Annotated in this window: 12 protein-coding genes; 6 read left to right on the forward strand and 6 right to left on the reverse strand. The window is 73.4% G+C overall.

The features are described from left to right. Positions 1 to 46: 46 nt before the first annotated feature. From ACFYYR_RS00180 to ACFYYR_RS00200, 5 genes are all read right to left on the reverse strand, one after another. Positions 47 to 3,277: an efflux RND transporter permease subunit gene (locus tag ACFYYR_RS00180; RefSeq protein WP_388844926.1), complete on the reverse strand. Its 3,231-nt coding sequence runs from the start codon at positions 3,275 to 3,277 to the stop codon at positions 47 to 49. Positions 3,278 to 3,462: 185 nt separating this feature from the next. Next, entirely contained in the window at positions 3,463 to 4,155 is a 693-nt protein-coding gene (locus ACFYYR_RS00185) for a response regulator (RefSeq protein WP_388844929.1), read from the reverse strand. Then, positions 4,152 to 5,681 (reverse strand): sensor histidine kinase, encoded by a 1,530-nt coding sequence (locus ACFYYR_RS00190; protein WP_388844931.1) that lies wholly within the window; start codon positions 5,679 to 5,681, stop codon positions 4,152 to 4,154. The genes ACFYYR_RS00185 and ACFYYR_RS00190 overlap by 4 nt, the downstream gene beginning before the upstream one ends. Before the next feature lie 311 nt (positions 5,682 to 5,992). Beyond that, a complete protein-coding gene (locus ACFYYR_RS00195; protein WP_388844934.1) occupies positions 5,993 to 6,271 on the reverse strand; it encodes a hypothetical protein in 279 nt (92 codons plus the stop codon). Positions 6,272 to 6,305: 34 nt separating this feature from the next. Further along, positions 6,306 to 7,100 (reverse strand): PspA/IM30 family protein, encoded by a 795-nt coding sequence (locus ACFYYR_RS00200; RefSeq protein WP_388846379.1) that lies wholly within the window; start codon positions 7,098 to 7,100, stop codon positions 6,306 to 6,308. 345 nt (positions 7,101 to 7,445) lie between these two features. On the opposite strand from ACFYYR_RS00200, the gene ACFYYR_RS00205 reads away from it, so the two are divergent. The 3 genes from ACFYYR_RS00205 to ACFYYR_RS00215 all read left to right on the forward strand — a co-directional run bounded on the left by ACFYYR_RS00205 (position 7,446) and on the right by ACFYYR_RS00215 (position 10,958). Beyond that, positions 7,446 to 8,039, forward strand: a complete 594-nt coding sequence (locus tag ACFYYR_RS00205) for a DUF3043 domain-containing protein (RefSeq protein ID WP_388844937.1) — start codon at positions 7,446 to 7,448, stop codon at positions 8,037 to 8,039. 89 nt (positions 8,040 to 8,128) lie between these two features. Further along, the gene (locus ACFYYR_RS00210; RefSeq protein WP_388846381.1) at positions 8,129 to 8,863 is read left to right on the forward strand and encodes a class I SAM-dependent methyltransferase; all 735 of its coding nucleotides are present in this window, start codon (positions 8,129 to 8,131) and stop codon (positions 8,861 to 8,863) included. Between the two features lie 202 nt (positions 8,864 to 9,065). Continuing rightward, entirely contained in the window at positions 9,066 to 10,958 is a 1,893-nt protein-coding gene (locus ACFYYR_RS00215) for an ABC transporter ATP-binding protein (RefSeq protein WP_388844940.1), read from the forward strand. Between the two features lie 107 nt (positions 10,959 to 11,065). On the opposite strand, the gene ACFYYR_RS00220 is transcribed toward ACFYYR_RS00215, so the two are convergent. Continuing rightward, positions 11,066 to 11,275, reverse strand: a complete 210-nt coding sequence (locus ACFYYR_RS00220) for a hypothetical protein (protein ID WP_351509391.1) — start codon at positions 11,273 to 11,275, stop codon at positions 11,066 to 11,068. A 128-nt stretch (positions 11,276 to 11,403) separates the two neighbouring features. Between ACFYYR_RS00220 and ACFYYR_RS00225 the strand changes: the two genes are divergently transcribed. The 3 genes from ACFYYR_RS00225 to ACFYYR_RS00235 all read left to right on the forward strand — a co-directional run bounded on the left by ACFYYR_RS00225 (position 11,404) and on the right by ACFYYR_RS00235 (position 16,244). Beyond that, a complete protein-coding gene (locus ACFYYR_RS00225) occupies positions 11,404 to 12,600 on the forward strand; it encodes a bifunctional adenosylcobinamide kinase/adenosylcobinamide-phosphate guanylyltransferase (protein ID WP_388844943.1) in 1,197 nt (398 codons plus the stop codon). Positions 12,601 to 13,224: 624 nt separating this feature from the next. Continuing rightward, the gene (gene cobT, locus ACFYYR_RS00230) at positions 13,225 to 14,319 is read left to right on the forward strand and encodes a nicotinate-nucleotide--dimethylbenzimidazole phosphoribosyltransferase (protein WP_388844946.1); all 1,095 of its coding nucleotides are present in this window, start codon (positions 13,225 to 13,227) and stop codon (positions 14,317 to 14,319) included. A gap of 53 nt (positions 14,320 to 14,372) precedes the next feature. Continuing rightward, positions 14,373 to 16,244, forward strand: coding sequence for a phosphatidylglycerol lysyltransferase domain-containing protein (locus tag ACFYYR_RS00235; protein ID WP_388844950.1), 1,872 nt, complete (start codon positions 14,373 to 14,375; stop codon positions 16,242 to 16,244). Positions 16,245 to 16,415 lie beyond the last annotated feature (171 nt).

Here is a 16,415-nt window from a genome sequence, read left to right on the forward strand (position 1 = left end):
GCCCCCTGCTCGGGGACGGGCGCCGTTTTCCGGTGCGGCAGGGGTGTTACACCCCGGCCGGTTCCGCCTCGCGCTCGGGCGTGGGCTCGTCGGCCTGGTCCGGCCCCGTGCCCCGCTTCGCCGCCTTCTTCTTGGCGCGGCGCTCCTTGCGCAGCTCGACCATCGCGTACAGCGTCGGCACGAGCAGCAGGGTGAGCAGCGTGGAGGTGACCAGACCGCCGATGACCACCACGGCCAGCGGCTGCGATATGAAGCCGCCGTCACCGGTGATCGACAGCGCCATCGGCAGCAGCGCGCAGATGGTCGCCAGCGCGGTCATGAGGATCGGCCGCAGCCGGTGCCGGCCGCCCTCGACCACCGCTTCGACGATGCCGTAGCCCTGCGCCCGGTACTGGTTGATGAGGTCGATCAGCACGATCGCGTTGGTCACCACGATGCCGATCAGCATCAGCATGCCGATCAGTGCGGGAACGCCCATCGGGGTGCCGGTGGCGATCAGCAGGCCGATCGCGCCGGTCGCCGCGAACGGGATGGAGACCAGCAGGATCATCGGCTGCACCAGCGAACGGAACGTGGCGACGAGGAGCATGAAGACGATCGCGATCGCCGCCAGCATCGCCAGGCCCAGGGAGGCGAAGGCCTCCTTCTGGTCCTCCGAGACACCGCTGATCTCCGCCGTGGCGCCTTCCGGAAGGTCGAGCGCGTCGATCTTCTTCTGGAGCTCCTGGCTGATGGCACCGGTGTTGTCGCCGGTCGGCTTGGCGGTGACGTTCGCCGCCCGCGCGCCGTCGATGCGGGTCATCTGCACCGGGCCGGGAACGGTCCGGACGTCGGCGATCTCGCCGAGCTTCACCGCTCCGGCCGGAGTGGCCAGCGACACCTTCTTGAGCTCGGCCTCGGTGCGGGCGGGCTTCTCCGCCTTCACCACGACGTCCCGCTCGGTGTCGTCCAGGATCGCCTTGCCCGACGTGGTGCCGCGCACCGCCTGGGCGACGGCCTGGCCGAGGGTGGCCTCGGTGAAGCCGTACCGGGCGGCCTTGTCATTGCCCTTGACCGAGATCCGCGGGACGCTCTGCGCCAGGTCGCTCTGGACGTCGGTGACGTCCTTGATCTCGTCGACCTCGCCGCGGACCTGCTCGGACGCCTTCTTGAGCGCGTCGGCGTCCGGGGCCTTGACCACGACGCTCAGGTCCTGGCTGCCGAAGCCGTCGCCGACGTTGACGGTGGTGTCGCCGATGCCCTTGCCGAGCCCGTCGAGACCGTCGCGGATCTTGTCGATCGCCGCCTCGGAGTCCTCCGAGTTCTTCAGCTTGAGCTGGTACGACGCCTGGTTGGCGCCGGTGCCGCCGCCGAAGGCCGCCATGATGCCGGAGGAGCCGACGGTGACCTGGTAGTCCTTCACCTCGTCGATGCCGTCGAGCATCTTCTCGATCTTCTTCGAGGAGGCGTCCGCGGCGTCCAGGCTGGTGCCCGGCTTCAGCTCCTGCTTGATCGAGAGGGTGTCCTGCTGCCCCTGGTCGAAGAAGTTGGTCTTGAGCAGCGGCGCCATGCCGAAGGTGCCGACGAGGACCACCACGGCGATCACCAGGCTGGTGAAGCGGCGACGGGTCGCGAACCGCAGGACCGGGACGTACATCCGCTGGAGCGGGCTGCGCGCCTCCTTCTCCTCGGTGGCGCGGCGCTGCTCCTCCGGGTCGCTGACGTCGGTGCCCTTGGGGGCGCGCAGGAACCAGTACGAGAGCACCGGCACCACGGTCAGCGACACGATGAGCGAGGCCAGCAGGGCGACCGTGACGGTCAGCGAGAACGGGCCGAACAGCGCTCCGACCATGCCGCCGACGACACCGATGGGCAGGAAGACGGCGACCGTGGTGAGGGTCGAGGAGGTGATCGCTCCGGAGACCTCCTTCACCGCGGTGAGGATGGCGTGCTGCCGCTCCTCGCCGTAGGACAGGTGCCGCTTGATGTTCTCCAGCACCACGATCGAGTCGTCGACGACCCGGCCGATGGCGATGGTCAGGGCGCCCAGCGTGAGCATGTTGAGCGACAGGTCGCGGGACCAGAGCACGATCAGCGTGATCACGACGGACAGCGGGATGGACACCGCGGTCACCAGCGTGGAGCGCAGCGACACCAGGAAGACCAGGATCACCACGACGGCCATGACCAGGCCGAGGAGACCCTCGGTGGTGAGGCTGTCGATGGACTTGGAGACCGCCGGGCCCTGGTCGCTGACGACGGTCAGCTTCGCGTCCGAGCCGAGGCTCTCGCGGAGCTCGGGCAGCTTGTCCTGCACCGCGTCGGATATCGCGACGGCGCTGCCGTCCTGGCCCATCGTCATGACGACGCCGAGGCTCGGGCTGCCGTTCGTCCGGGTGATGGAGACCGGGGTGTCGGCCTCCTCCTTGACGGTGGCGATGTCGCCGAGACGCACCGGCTTGGCGCCGGCCTGACCGCCGGACGGCGCCGGGGCACCGGCCGCGGCGTCCTGGCCACCACCCGGGCCGCCGCCCTGGCCGCCGCCACCGGCACCGGCCGCGGGCGAGATCTTCAGGTCCTTGATCTGGTCGAGCGAGGTGAAGCCGCCACCGACCTGGACGGTCTTGCTCTTGCCGTCCTCACTGAAGGAACCGGCGGGCAGGGACGCGCCGTTCGCCTCCAGCACCTGGCCGAGCGCGGCGGCGCTGAGACCCGCCCGCGCCAGCTTCGCGTCGTCCGGGGTGACCGACACGATGCGGTCCTGGACGCCGTCCACGGTGACCTGACCGACGCCCTCGATGTCCTTGAGGACCGGGACGACGGACCGGTCGAGCTGGTCGGCCAGCGTCTTCTGGTCCTTGTCCGAGGTGGCGGCGAGGACGACGGTCGGCATGTCGTCGGTGGAACCGGCGATGACCTGCGGGTCGATCTCGTCCGGCAGCTCGGGACGGGCCCGGTTCACGGCCTGCTGGACGTCGGCCACGATCTGGTCGGTGTTGTTGCCGTAGTCGAACTTGGCCATGAGGACGGCCGAGCCCTCGCTCGCCGTCGAGGTGACGCCGGTGATGCCGTCGACCGTCTCGATGGTGTCCTCGAGCGGCTTGACGACCTGCTTCTCGACCACATCGGGGGACGCCCCCTGATACGGGGCCAGCACCGACACCATGGGGAGTTCGATGGGAGGCAGCAGCTGCTGCTTGAGCTGGGGAATGGCGACGGCACCGAAGGCGACCGCGACGATCGCCATGAGGGCGATCAAACCCCGCTGTACGAGGCTGATTCTGGACAGCCAGGACATGGGTGGAGAACTCTCTTCTGTTTGCTGATCGGCAGGACGGCTCGGCGGCCGGGCAGTCTCTCTGGCCGGCGGGGCCATTTACGGCCCGCTTATACGATCAGCCATCGGAGAGGGTGTTTTCCTCGCTCGCAGGTCGGTTCTCGTTCCGGACGAGTACCGCAGGCGCAGTACGGCCCTCTCCCCCGTCACTCCACCCTTGGGCGTACCAGCCCTGACTCGTAGGCGATGACGACCAGCTGGGCCCGGTCGCGGGCCCGGAGTTTGGCCATCGCCCGGTTCACATGGGTCTTCACCGTCAGGGGGCTGACGGCGAGCCGTTCGGCGATCTCGTCGTTGGAGAGCCCGCCCGCGACGAGGACGAGCACTTCGCGCTCCCGTCCGGTCAGGGCCGCCAGCCGCTCCGCGTCGGCGGCGCGACGGCCCGTGCCCGGGCCGTCGCCCGCGGGCCCCTGGGCGAGGAAGGTCGCGATCAGGCCCTTGGTCGCGGCGGGCGAGAGCAGCGCCTCACCGGCGTCGGCGACCCGGATCGCGGAGAGCAGTTCCCCGGGTTCGGCGCCCTTGCCGAGGAAGCCGGAGGCACCGGCGCGCAGCGACTCCACGACGTACTCGTCGACCTCGAAGGTCGTCAGCATGACCACCCGGACGCCGTCCAGCGCCGGGTCGGCGCTGATCTCCCGGGTGGCGGTGAGGCCGTCGGTGCCGGGCATCCGGATGTCCATGAGGACGACGTCGGGGGTGAGTTCGCGGACGAGGCGCACCGCCTCGGCGCCGTCGGACGCCTCGCCGACCACCTGCATGTCGTCCTCGGAGTCGACGAGCACCCGGAAGGCGCTCCTCAGCAGCGTCTGGTCGTCGACGAGCAGCACCCGGATCGTCACGTCGCCCCCTCCCTGGTCGTGAGCGGCAAGCGTACGTGGACCCGGAACCCCCCTCCGTACCGAGGACCCGCCTCGCAGCTGCCGCCGAGCGCGGCGGCCCGCTCGCGCATGCCGATCAGGCCGTGGCCGCCGCCCTCGTCGTCGGCTCCGTCGTACCCGCCGTCGGGCCGCTGCGGGCCGTCGCCGCGGGTGCCCCGGCTCCGGACGGCGTCGCCCTTCTCGCTCCGGCCGTCCCGGGGGGCCGGGGTCCGGGCGGCGTCGCCCTTGCCGCCGGCGGTCTTCGCACCCGTGCCCTTGCCACCGGTGGCCTTGCCGCCGGCGGTCCTGACGCTGTCGCCGCGGGGGATGTCGCCGCGGGCGGCGTCCCGGCCGGTCTGCCGTGCGGCCCTCTCGGGAGCCACGGCTGTGCCGTCGTCCAGGACCGTGATCTCCAGCGCCTCCCAGGCCCGGGCGATCCGGACCGTGGCGGAGGCCTGGTCGCCCGCGTGCTTGTGGGTGTTGGTCAGCGCCTCCTGGACCACCCGGTAGGCGGTGAGGTCGACGGCCGCGGGCAGGTCGCCGATGACCGCGACCGCCCGGTCCGCGCTGCGGCTGTGCCAGGGGCCCTCCGGGGCGGTCGAGGACACCTCGACGTCGACGGGCAGCCCGGCGCGGGCGAACCCGTCGACGAGCTGGTCGAGCACCCCGAGACCGGGCGCCGGCTCGGTGGGGGCCTCGGGGTCCCCGGACTGGCGGAGCAGACCGACGGTGGCGCGCAGCTCGTGCAGCGCCGAGCGGCTGGCCTCCCGGACGTGGGCGAGGGCCTCCTTGGCCTGGTCGGGCCGGCTGTCCATGACGTGGGCGGCGACCCCGGCCTGCACGTTGACCAGCGCGATGTGGTGCGCGACGACGTCGTGCAGCTCCCGGGCGATCCGCATGCGCTCCTCGGCGACCCGGCGCCGCGCCTCCTCCTCGCGGGTCCGCTCGGCCCGCTCGGCGCGCTCCCGGATGGCGTCGACGACGGCCCGGCGGCTGCGGACGGCGTCCCCGATGGCGGCGGCCAGGCCCGTCCAGGCGAGGATCCCGATGTTCTGCTGGTCGTACCAGGGCCCGGGGCCGCTGTACATCGCGGCGGCTGTGAGGGCCACCACGGTGAGCGCGCCCGCCCGCCAGGTGGTGGGCCGGTCGGTGCGGGAGGCGATGGTGTAGAGCGCGACGGCCGCGGACAGGGCGACCGGCGCTCCCCGCTCGTCGGGCTGGGTGAACAGCTCGACCAGGGTCAGCGCCCCGGTCACGCCGAGCACCTGCCGCGGCATCCGGCGCCGGAACACCAGGGCCGAGCAGGCGAGGAGCGCGAGGCCGACGCTCCACGGGGCGGGCGTGCGCGCGCCGATCCGCGGGCCGGCGGGGCCGCTGTGGTCGGTCACCAGGGTGAGGAGGATGAGCGCGAGCACGACCGCCGCGAGCGCTGCGTCGAGCGCCAGCGGGTGGTCACGCAGCCAGCGCTGGGGACGGGCGAGGCCCGGTCCGACGGCGAGGGAGGTCACGAGAAGCAACGGTAAGTGCTCGGGCGGGGGCGCAGACACCATCCGGTCCGCTCCCGGGGACCGGTCCGCGCTGCCGAGCGGCGCGCGCCGCCCTGCGCGCCGGTCCGTGCATCAAGGCGCTCCCGAGGGCCAGAGGGGGCGGAGATCCCGGCTCCGGGCTCCGCAGAAGGCCGGGTTCCGGCTCCGGGGCTCCAGGGTCGTGGGCCGCCCGGGCCACTCGATTCCCGGCCGGCGGCCGGCCGCCCGAGCTGCGGGCCGCCTGAGCTTCCTGAGCTGCGGGCCCCGGGCGTCCGGCCGCCCGGCCGGAGCTCCTACCCCGGGATGAGGCCGTCGTCCCGGAGCATGTCCCGCACCTCTTCGAGCGTCGCGTCCGGAGAGGGCAGGATCAGCTCGGACGGCTCCAGGGAGTCGTCCGGCAGCGGCTCGCCCAGCCGTCGCACCTCGTCGAGCAGGGCCCCGAGGGTCCGGCGGAAGCCGTCCTCGTCGCCGCTCTCCATCTCGGCGAGCAGTTCGTCGTCAAGTTTGTTGAGCTCGGCGAAGTGGCTGTCGGCCAGCTCCACCTGCCCCTCGCCCATGATCCGTACGATCACGACGGCCTCCCGGTACGCCTTGCCCGGCGGGGATCTACTGCTTGTCGAACCTGTGGCCCTGGGCCTGCTGCTCGTTCCGGTCCGAGGCGCCGTTCTGGTTCTGCGCGCCGCCCTCGATGGCCTGCTGCCCGCCGCTGCCGCCCGCGAGCTCGGCCTTCATCCGCTGGAGCTCCAGCTCGACGTCCGAACCGCCGGAGAGCCGGTCCAGCTCCGCCGTGAGGTCGTCCTTGGCGGTGCCGGTGGGGTCGTCGAGCGCGCCCGAGGCCAGCAGCTCGTCGATCGCGCCGGCGCGCGCCTGGAGCTGGGCCGTCTTGTCCTCGGCCCGCTGGACCGCCATGCCGACGTCGCCCATCTCCTCGGAGATGCCGGTGAAGGCCTCGCCGATCCGGGTCTGGGCCTGGGCGGCGGTGTAGGTGGCCTTGATGGTCTCCTTCTTGGTGCGGAAGGCGTCCACCTTCGCCTGCAGCCGCTGGGCCGCGAGCGTCAGCTTCTCCTCCTCGCCCTGCAGCGTCCGGTGCTGCGTCTCCAGATCGGTGACCTGCTGCTGGAGCGCGGCGCGGCGGGACAGCGCCTCCCGGGCCAGGTCCTCGCGGCCCAGCGCGAGCGCCTTGCGGCCCTGCTCCTCCAGCTTGGACGACTGCCCCTGGAGCTGGCCGAGCTGCAGCTCCAGCCGCTTGCGGGAGGTCGCCACGTCGGCGACGCCGCGGCGCACCTTCTGCAGCAGCTCGATCTGCTTCTGGTACGAGTAGTCGAGGGTCTCGCGCGGGTCCTCGGCCCGGTCCAGGGCCTTGTTGGCCTTCGCGCGGAACAGCATCCCCATCCGCTTCATGACACCGCTCATGGGCCTCGCGCGCCCCCTTCGGGCTCGGACTCAGCACTGTGTTCTACAGACCCAACAGTACGGGCCCTGGTTCCATTACCGCACTGTTCGGGAGCCGATGCGCTCCTCCTCCAGGACGATCACACGATCGTCGTCTCCGGCCCAAGGAGTAGGTGACGGGCCTCGGGCGGAGGCGACCGCGCCGACCGGCGAACGGGCCTCGGCCCGTGGGAGGCGGCTACCGGCACCGCGGGTGCCGGTGCCGTCACCGCCCGGGCCCGGTACCGGTGCCGTTGCCGGATCGTGGCCGTGCGGGCTGGGGGTCCGCGGCCGGACCCCGTACCCTTGGGCTTTGTGTTCCGAAGCCGTTCCAACGACGAGCAGGCCGCCGTCACCAAGATGACCGCGGACCCGCAGCAGCCCCGTGACCCGCAGGCGCCCAAGGGCCGCCCCACTCCGAAGCGCAGCGTCGCCCAGTCGCAGCGCCGGAGCACGGCGTCCACGCCGACCAACCGCAAGGACGCCGCCAAGCGGCAGCGCGAAGCGCGCCGCGCGGACCTGGCCAAGCAGCGCGAGGCGCTGGCCAGCGGCGACGAGCGGTACCTCCCCGCCCGGGACAAGGGGCCGATCCGCCGCTTCGCCCGTGACTTCGTCGACTCCCGGTTCTGCGTCGCCGAGTTCTTCCTGCCGCTCGCGGTGCTCATCCTGGTGCTGAGCATGCTGCCGTCGCCGCAGGTCAAGAACTTCTCGCTGCTGCTGTGGCTGGTCGTCATCGTGCTGATCGTGCTCGACTCGGTCGGTGTCGCGATCCGGCTGAAGAAGCAGCTCCGCACCCGCTTCCCGGGCGAGAACCTCCGCGGCGCCGTGCCGTACGCGCTGATGCGCAGCCTGCAGATGCGCCGGCTGCGGCTGCCCAAGCCGAAGGTCAAGCGGGGAGAACGGCCCTGAACGCAGCGACCGCCCAGGGAGCCGGGGACCTTCCCTCGGTGGAGTGGAACTCCGGCGGGGCGAGCGGCTGGCTCGGCGGGCTCGGGGGCCTGCGGAACACCGTCCGTCAGGAGCTGGTCGCCCGCCAGGTCGAGGAGCAGATAGCGGCGCGGTTCCCGGTGGGGCAGCGGCTGCGGGTGCTCGACGTCGGCCTGGGCCAGGGCACGCAGGCGCTCCGGCTGGCCCGCGCGGGACACAAGATCACCGGGCTGGAGTCCGACCCCCGGATGCTGTCGACGGTCCGTACCGCACTCGCCGCCGAGCCCGAGGGCATCCGGGAGCGGGTGCGGCTCATCGAGGGCGACGGCCGCGAGACCGGGGTGCACTTCCTGCCGGGCAGCTTCGACGTGGTGCTCTGCCACGGGGTGCTGATGTACCTGCCGGAGCCGGACCCGTTCCTGGCGGGCCTCGCCCGGGTGCTGGCGCCGGGCGGGCTGCTGTCGCTGCTGGTCCGGAACGCCGACGCGCTGGCGATGCGGCCGGGGCTGGCCCGCGACTGGGACGGCGCGCTGGCGTCCTTCGACTCCCCCGCGTACACCAACCGCGTCGGCCTCCCGGTCCGGGCCGACCGGCTGGACGCGCTCACCGGCACCCTCGCCGGGATCGGCGCGCCGCTGGACACCTGGTACGGGGTGCGGGTCTTCACGGACCAGGTCGCGGACGACGAGGAGCCGCCGACGGGCCAGGAGCTGGCGCGGCTGCTCGCCGCCGAGGACCGGGCCGGGCGCACCGACCCGTACCGCGCGGTCGCGGCGCTGCTGCACCTCTGCGGCGTGCGGGGCTGATGCGACTCACGGCGTACGGGCTGATGCGCCTCACGGCGTGCGGGCGCCGGGCGGCGTGCGGGGCTGAGCGGGCGCCGGGGGGCGGCGCCGGAACGTGGCCTGCGGGTCGGGCCGGCCGGTGACTCGTGCCCGGCGCGGCTCAGGTGATCAGCGCTCCGTCGCGTCCTGAGGGGTGACAGCAGCCCCCGGCCCAGGAGCGACCATGTCCGCAGCCGAGACCCCCTCGGCGTTATCCCCGTCCGTTTCCCCGGCCTCCCCGGCCTCCCCGGCTGAACGGCCGTCCGCCCGGGACACCTGGCGTGAGCTGTACGGGCACATCCGTCCGCACCGTGCCGCGGTGGCCGTCGGTGCCCTGTTGTCGCTGCTCGGCGCGGCGACCGCGCTCGGCCAGCCGCTCGCCGCCAAGGCGCTGGTCGACCGGCTCGCCGCCGACGGGCCCCTCGTCGGCGTGCTCGTGCTGCTCACCGGGCTGGTGCTGGCGGGCACGGTGGCCGAGGCGGCCGGTGCGTACGTGCTGGAGCGGACCGCCGAGTCGGTGGTGCTCGCGGCCCGGCGGCGGCTGATGGGACGGCTCATACGGCTGCGGATCCCGGAGATGGAGCGGGCCCAGCCGGGCGACCTGATGTCCCGGGTCACCTCCGACACCACCCTGTTGCACCAGGTCACCACGCATTCGGTGGTCTCCGCGGTCACCGGCACCCTGAGTCTGGCCGCCACCCTCGTGATGATGGCGCTGATGGACGCCGTCCTGCTCGGCGTCACCCTCGGAGTGATCGGGCTGATCGGCAGCTCGCTGGGCTTTCTGCTGCCGCGGATCTCCCGGGCGGCCGAGCGGACCCAGGAGGCGGTGGGGGCGATCTCCACCGTGCTGGAGCGGGCGTTCGGCGCCTTCCGCACGATCAAGGCCTCCGGGGCGGAGGTCCGGGAGACGGCGCGGCTGGAGGAGGCGGCTCGGGACGCCTGGCGGCACGGGGTGCGGTCGGCGAAATGGCAGGCGATCGCCTCGTCGGCCGTCGGGTTCTCGGTGCAGGCGTCCTTCCTCGCGGTGCTCGGCGTGGGCGGCGCCCGGGTGGCGTCCGGCGCGATCGAGATCTCCACGCTGATCGCCTTCCTGCTGTTCCTGGTCCATCTGGCGGACCCGGTGACCCAGCTGGTCGGGGCGGCCGAGCAGTACCAGATGGGCGCCGCCGCCATCGCGCGGATCTCCGCGGCGGAGCGGCTCGGCGTGGAACGGCTCGACGCGGAACGGCTCGGCGAGGAGCCGGGTACGGGCGGGGCGGGGCCGGTCGAGGACGGACGGGAGCGGGCGACAGGCGTGCCGCGTCAGGGCGGGCCGGTGCGGCCCCGGGGCGGACCGGCGAGCGTCCGGTTCCAGGACGTCGGCTTCCGCTACCGCGACGAGCTGCCCCTCGTCCACGACGGCGTCTCCTTCGTCGTGCCCGGCGGCGGCCTGACGGCGTTCGTCGGCCCGTCCGGCGCGGGGAAGTCCACGGTCTTCGCCCTGATCGAACGGTTCCACGAGGTGACGGGCGGCCGGGTGCTCGTGGACGGCGAGGACGTCCGCGACTGGCCGCTGGACCGGCTGCGCGCGGCGATCGGCTACGTCGAGCAGGACGCCCCCGTGCTCGCCGGAACGCTGCGGGAGAACCTGGTGTTCGCCGCCCCGGACGCCACCGACGAGGAGATCCGGGACGTCCTGGTGCGCACCCGGCTGACCGGTCTCGTCGAACGGCTGCCGGACGGTCTGGAGTCCCTTGTCGGCCACCGCGGCAGTCAGCTCTCCGGCGGGGAGCGCCAGCGGGTGGCGATCGCCCGCGCGTTGCTGCGCCGGCCCCGGCTGCTGCTGCTCGACGAGGCGACCTCGCAGCTCGACGCCGCCAATGAGCTGGCCCTGCGCGAGGTCGTCGCGGAGGCCGCCCGGCACACGACCGTCCTGGTGGTGGCGCACCGGCTGTCGACGGTGACGGCGGCCGACCGGATCGTGGTGATGGAAGCGGGGACGGTACGGGCGGTGGGGACACACGCGGAACTGGTCGCGTCCGACGCCCTCTACGGCGAGCTGGCGGCCACGCAGTTCCTGGTGGCGACGGGCTGAGAGGGCGATTGAAGGGGGCCGTTCCCGGGTCCCCCGGTACTCCGGAACCCGGGCTCCCCCGGGCCGTTCCCTGCGGACCGGCCCGGGGGTGCTCCGAACGGAACGGCTCAGGCGTCCTCGGCCTGGAGGCTCATCGGTCCGTAGATCTCGGTGCCGTCCTCGAACAGCGTCACCTGTTCGGTGCCGCCCTCCTGGAGGTCACGCCAGACCTCGCCGATCCAGGACTCCGCGTCGCCCTGCGTGCTGAACTCCTCGGGCTCGACCGCCGGCACGGTCTCCGTCCCGTCGGACTTCTCGAACCGCCACGTCCACGCCATGTCCGCCTCCTCAAGTCCCGCCGAGTAGCTGCTCCCCCGCAGCCTAATGGGCCTGCGGCGGCCACCGCTCGGAGGTCGCGGGGGTGCCCCCGCGCGCCCGGGGCGCGGCGACGCGAGACGATCGGGGCGTGGAACTCACTTTCCTCGGCACCGGAGCCCCCGGCGGGCTGCCCCGCCCCGACTGCCCCTGCGCCGCGTGCGCGACCGCCGTCGGCGGCGACGCGCGCGCCGCGACCTCCCTGCTGGTGGACGGGGCGCTGCTGCTCGACCTGACCCCGGGCGCGGCGCTGGCCGCCGCCCGTGCGGGGCAGTCACTCGTCGGGGTGCGGCAGGTCCTGCTGTCCCATCCGCAGAACGGGCCCGCCGTCGAGGTGCCGGCCGGACTGCCCGCGCCGGGCCGGGTGCCGGACGGCCGGGAGCTCGCGCTGATCAGCGGTCACCGGGTGCGGGCCGTCGCGGTGGACGTGCCCGGCACCGGCTACGTGGTCACCGGCGCGGACGGCGAACGGCTGCTGTATCTGCCGCCGGGCGCCGCCCCGGCGGGCTTCCCGGCAGGGCTCGCCCCGTACGACACGGCCGTGCTCGACGTCGTCGGCCGGCCCGACGCGCTCGCCCGGCTGCGGGCCGCGGGCACGGTCACGGAGGCGACCGAGGTGGTCGGCGTACACCTCGACCACGATGTGCCGCCGGGCGCCGAACTGCGCCGCCGGCTGGCCGCGGCGGGGGCCCGCGCGGTGACGGACGGGGAGACGATGCGGGTGGGCGACCACCCCACGGTGCCCGCGCCGCCGCGGCGGACGCTGGTCCTCGGCGGGGCGCGGTCGGGGAAGTCGGTGGAGGCGGAACGGCGCCTGGAGTCCTTCCCGGAGGTGGTGTACGTCGCGACGAGCGGCACCCGTGAGGGGGACGAGGACTGGGCGGCCCGGGTCTCCCTCCACCGGGAGCGCCGGCCGGGCGCCTGGCGCACCGTCGAGACCTGTGACCTGGTGCCGCTGCTCGCCGAGGAGGGGCCGCCGCTGCTCATCGACTGCCTCGCGCTGTGGCTGACGGACGCCATGGACGCGGTCGGGGCCTGGGACGACGACCGCTGGGCGGCGGGGGGACGGCGGGAACTCCGGGAGCGGACGGACGCGCTGGTGGCGGCGGTACGGGCGACCCGGCGGCGGGTGGTCGCCGTGTCGAACGAGGTGGGGTCGGGGGTGGTGCCGGCCACGGCCTCGGGGCGGCGCTTCCGGGACGAACTCGGGCGGCTCAATGCGGGGTTCGCTGCGGAGTGCGAGCAGGTGCTGCTGGTGGTGGCGGGGCAGGCGGTGCCGCTTCGCTGACGCTTGGTCGTTGGGGGCGGGGGCGGGGCGCGGGAGCGTGGTCCGGGCGCGGGAGCGTTGGTATGTGCCGGGGCCGGGGCCTCCGGGGTGGGGGGTTCCGGAACGTATATTTACGGGCCTGGCGGCCCACAAATACACGGCAGCTTCCGGAACCCCCCACCCCTGCGACCCCGTCCCCTCCCGCCGGTGGCCATCCCCCGCCTCTCGTCAGCCGTCCGGTAGCGGTCCCGTGCCGGGGGGTTCAGTGGCCGGCCCCGGTGCTGTCCGACAGGGACTCGCGCGATGGAACCCCTGCCTCCCGCCCCCACCCCTGCGACCCCGTTCCTTTCCACCGGTGGCCATCCCCAGGGCGCGTTGACCCTCCGGTAGCGGTCCCGTGCCGGGGGGTTCAGTGGCCCGCCCCGGTGCTGTCCTACAGGGACTCGCGCGATGGAAGCTGCTTCCCGGCCCGCACCCCTGCGACCCCGTCGCTTCCCGCCGGTGGCCCGTCCCCCGCCTCTCGTCGGCCGTCCGGTAGCGGTCCCGTGCACGGTGACTGTGTGATTCGGACGGTTGATTGCGGTCTCCCTCGGTCCGACGACCCGATCCGGCGGGAGTTCGTTCTCCCCCGGTAGGGTTCGGCGGATGAGTGGTCTTGATCTCGACGACTTCGGCAATCTGATCGAGCGCCCCGACTCCGGTGTCCGGCGCGACGCCGAGGAGCGCCGGGAGCGTCTCGTCGCGCCCGCCGGTTCCCTGGGGCGCCTCGACGAGCTCGGTGAGTGGCTCGCGGCCGCGCAGGGCGCGGTTCCCGTGCGGCCGATCGAACGCCCCCGGGTGGTGCTGTTCGCGGGTGATCACGGGGTGGCGGAGCTCGGTGTCTCCGCCCGGCCGGCGGGGACCACGCAGCGTCTGGTCCGGTCCGTCCTGGAGGGCGCGAGTCCGGTCTCCGTGCTCGCCCGCCGTTTCTCCGTTCCGGTGCGGGTGGTCGACATGGCCGTCGACTGCGACCCCGCTGAGCTGCCCGAGGACGTCGTACGGCACCGGGTGCGCCGTGGTTCGGGCCGGATCGACATCGAGGACGCGCTGACGGCCGAGGAGGCGGAGCAGGCGTTCCGGGCCGGGATGGCGGTCGCCGACGAGGAGGCCGACTCCGGCACCGACCTGGTGGTGCTGGGGGATCTGAGCGTCGGCGGTACCACGGCCGCCGGGACCCTGATCGCCGCGCTGTGCGGTACCGACGCGTCCGTGGTGACCGGCCGGGGCGGCGCCGGGATCGACGACACCGCCTGGATGCAGAAGTGCGCCGCGATCCGCGACGCCCTGCGCCGTGCCCGTCCCGTCCTGGGCGACCAGCTCGAACTGCTCGCCACGACCGGTGGCGCCGACCTCACCGCGATCACCGGTTTTCTGCTGCAGTGCGCCGTGCGCCGCACGCCCGTGGTGCTGGACGGCGTCGTCTCGGCCGCCTGCGCGCTGGTCGCGCAGCGGGTGGCGTTCCGGGCGCCGGACTGGTGGCTGGCGGGCCAGGCGACCGGCGAACCGGCACAGGTCAAGGCATTCGACCGGATGGCACTCAACCCCGTGCTCGATCACAGCGTCACAGTGGGTGAGGGAACGGGGGCGTTGCTCGCACTGCCGATCGTGCAGGCGGCTGCCGCCCTGTGGGCGGAGCTCCCCGAGCGGCCGTCCCCGGAGCCCGAGACGGCCGAACCGTCGGAGGTGTCCGAACGCGACTAGTGCGATCGTCCGGTCTCTCCCACCGCGCCACCCGGGCCATATGATCAATTTTCATGGGAGACGTCCGCTTGAGTCACGATCGTCGCTCCGATGCGGCTGACCGCGTTTCAGCCCCGGCTCGCCCGCCGCGCCAGGGGGGCGAGCCGGAGAAGGTGCTCGCGGCGGAGGCCGAGAAGGCCGGTGCCCGGGCGTGGCTCGACCGGTGGCGGGCCCGCAGCGCGGCGTTCGCCGTCTGGTACCTGCGCCTGGTCACCTTCGTCAATCTGCTGAGCGCGGTCTGGGTCTCCCTGGGGCAGGACGTCCGGCGGCACAACGTCGACGAGTTCTTCACGCCGTACCTGCTGACCGCGGGCTTCGCCTCGGGTGTCTTCACGCTCTTCCTGGCGGTCACGATGCGCCGCCGCAAGCGGGCGGCGTGGATCCTCAACCTGGTGCTGGCGGGGCTGTTCTCGCTGCTGCTGTGCCTGGTGATGACGCTGCCGGACTTCAACCGGCACGTGCAGAACTGGATCTCTCTGGGCCTCACTCTGCTGTTCCTGCTGTCGCTGCTGGTGGGGCGGCGTTCCTTCGCGGCGAAGGGCGACCGGTCCAACCCCCGGCTCGCGGCGGTGGTCGCGGCCGGCGGGTTCCTCGTCGCGTCCCTGATCGCCACCGCGCTGGTCACCTTCAGCAACGGCGCCGACGGCGGCCACCGTTCGACGCTCCTGGCCCGCTTCCAGTACGCGGTGCTGCGGCTGATCTCCCTGGAGGCCGACGAGTCCGTCTTCGACGGGATCAGCACCCCGCCCTGGGTCGATGTGTTCATCAACGTGATGAGCACCCTGCTGCTGCTCGCCGTGCTGTGGGCGGCGTTCCGGTCCCGGCGCGCCACCGATCCGATCGGGCCGGAGGACGAGGAGCGGCTGCGCGCCCTGCTGGAGCGGCACGGCGAGCGGGACTCGCTGGGCTACTTCGCGCTGCGGCGGGACAAGAGCGTGATCTGGTCCCCGTCGGGCAAGGCCGCGATCACCTACCGCGTGGTGGGGGGCGTCTCACTGGCCTCCGGTGATCCGATCGGCGACCCGGAGGCCTGGCCGGGGGTGATCGACCGCTGGCTCGCCGAGTGCCGGGAGCACGCCTGGATCCCGGCGGTGATGGGGGCGAGCGAGGAGGGCGGCACCATCTACGCCCGGCACGGTCTGGACGCCCTGGAGCTGGGCGACGAAGCCCTGGTGGAGGTGGGCGACTTCACCCTGGAGGGGCGCGCCATGCGGACCGTGCGCCAGGCGTACAACCGGGTGCGCCGGGCCGGCTACACCGTCCGGATCCGCCGCCACGAGGACATTCCGGAGCCGGAGATGGCGGAGCTGCTGCGGCGGGCCGACGACTGGCGCGACGGGGCGACCGAGCGCGGCTTCTCCATGGCGCTCGGCCGGCTCGGCGACCCGGACGACGGCCGGTGCGTGATGCTGGAGTGCCACGACGCCGACGGTGAGCTGCGGGCGCTGCTGAGCTTCGTCCCCTGGGGGCCGAAGGGCCTGTCGCTGGACCTGATGCGGCGGGACCGGGACGCGGAGAACGGCCTGATGGAGTTCATGGTGATCGAACTCCTGCAGCGGGCCTCGGAGGTCGGCATCACCCAGGTGTCGCTGAACTTCGCGATGTTCCGGTCGGTCTTCGAGCGCGGCGCCAGGCTGGGCGCCGGGCCGGTGCTGCGGCTGTGGCGGTCGCTGCTGAGCTTCTTCTCGCGCTGGTGGCAGATCGAGTCGCTGTACCGGGCCAACGCGAAGTACCGGCCGATCTGGGAGCCGCGCTACCTGCTGTTCGGGAAGAGCGTCGAGCTGCCCCGGATCGGCATCGCCAGCGCCCGCGCGGAAGGCTTCCTGGAGGCGCCGGCGCTGCCGTCCTGGCTGACCCGCCGTCACCGCCTCGGGTCGAAGCGATGACCGTCGCGGTGCGCCCGGCGCTGCGCCGCGCCGCCCGCGCGGAGTGGGGCGCGCTGTACGCCGCGGTGCGGGGCGCGCTTCCCCGGAAGAGACCCGTCTTACTGCGTGCCCTGCCGCTGACGCTCGGCGCGGTCGCCCTGACCGCACTCCTCCAGCTGGTGCAGAACCAGC

Origin of the sequence: Streptomyces sp. NPDC001922, assembly GCF_042891165.1 — a bacterium.
Classification (GTDB): Bacteria; Actinomycetota; Actinomycetes; order Streptomycetales; family Streptomycetaceae; genus Streptomyces.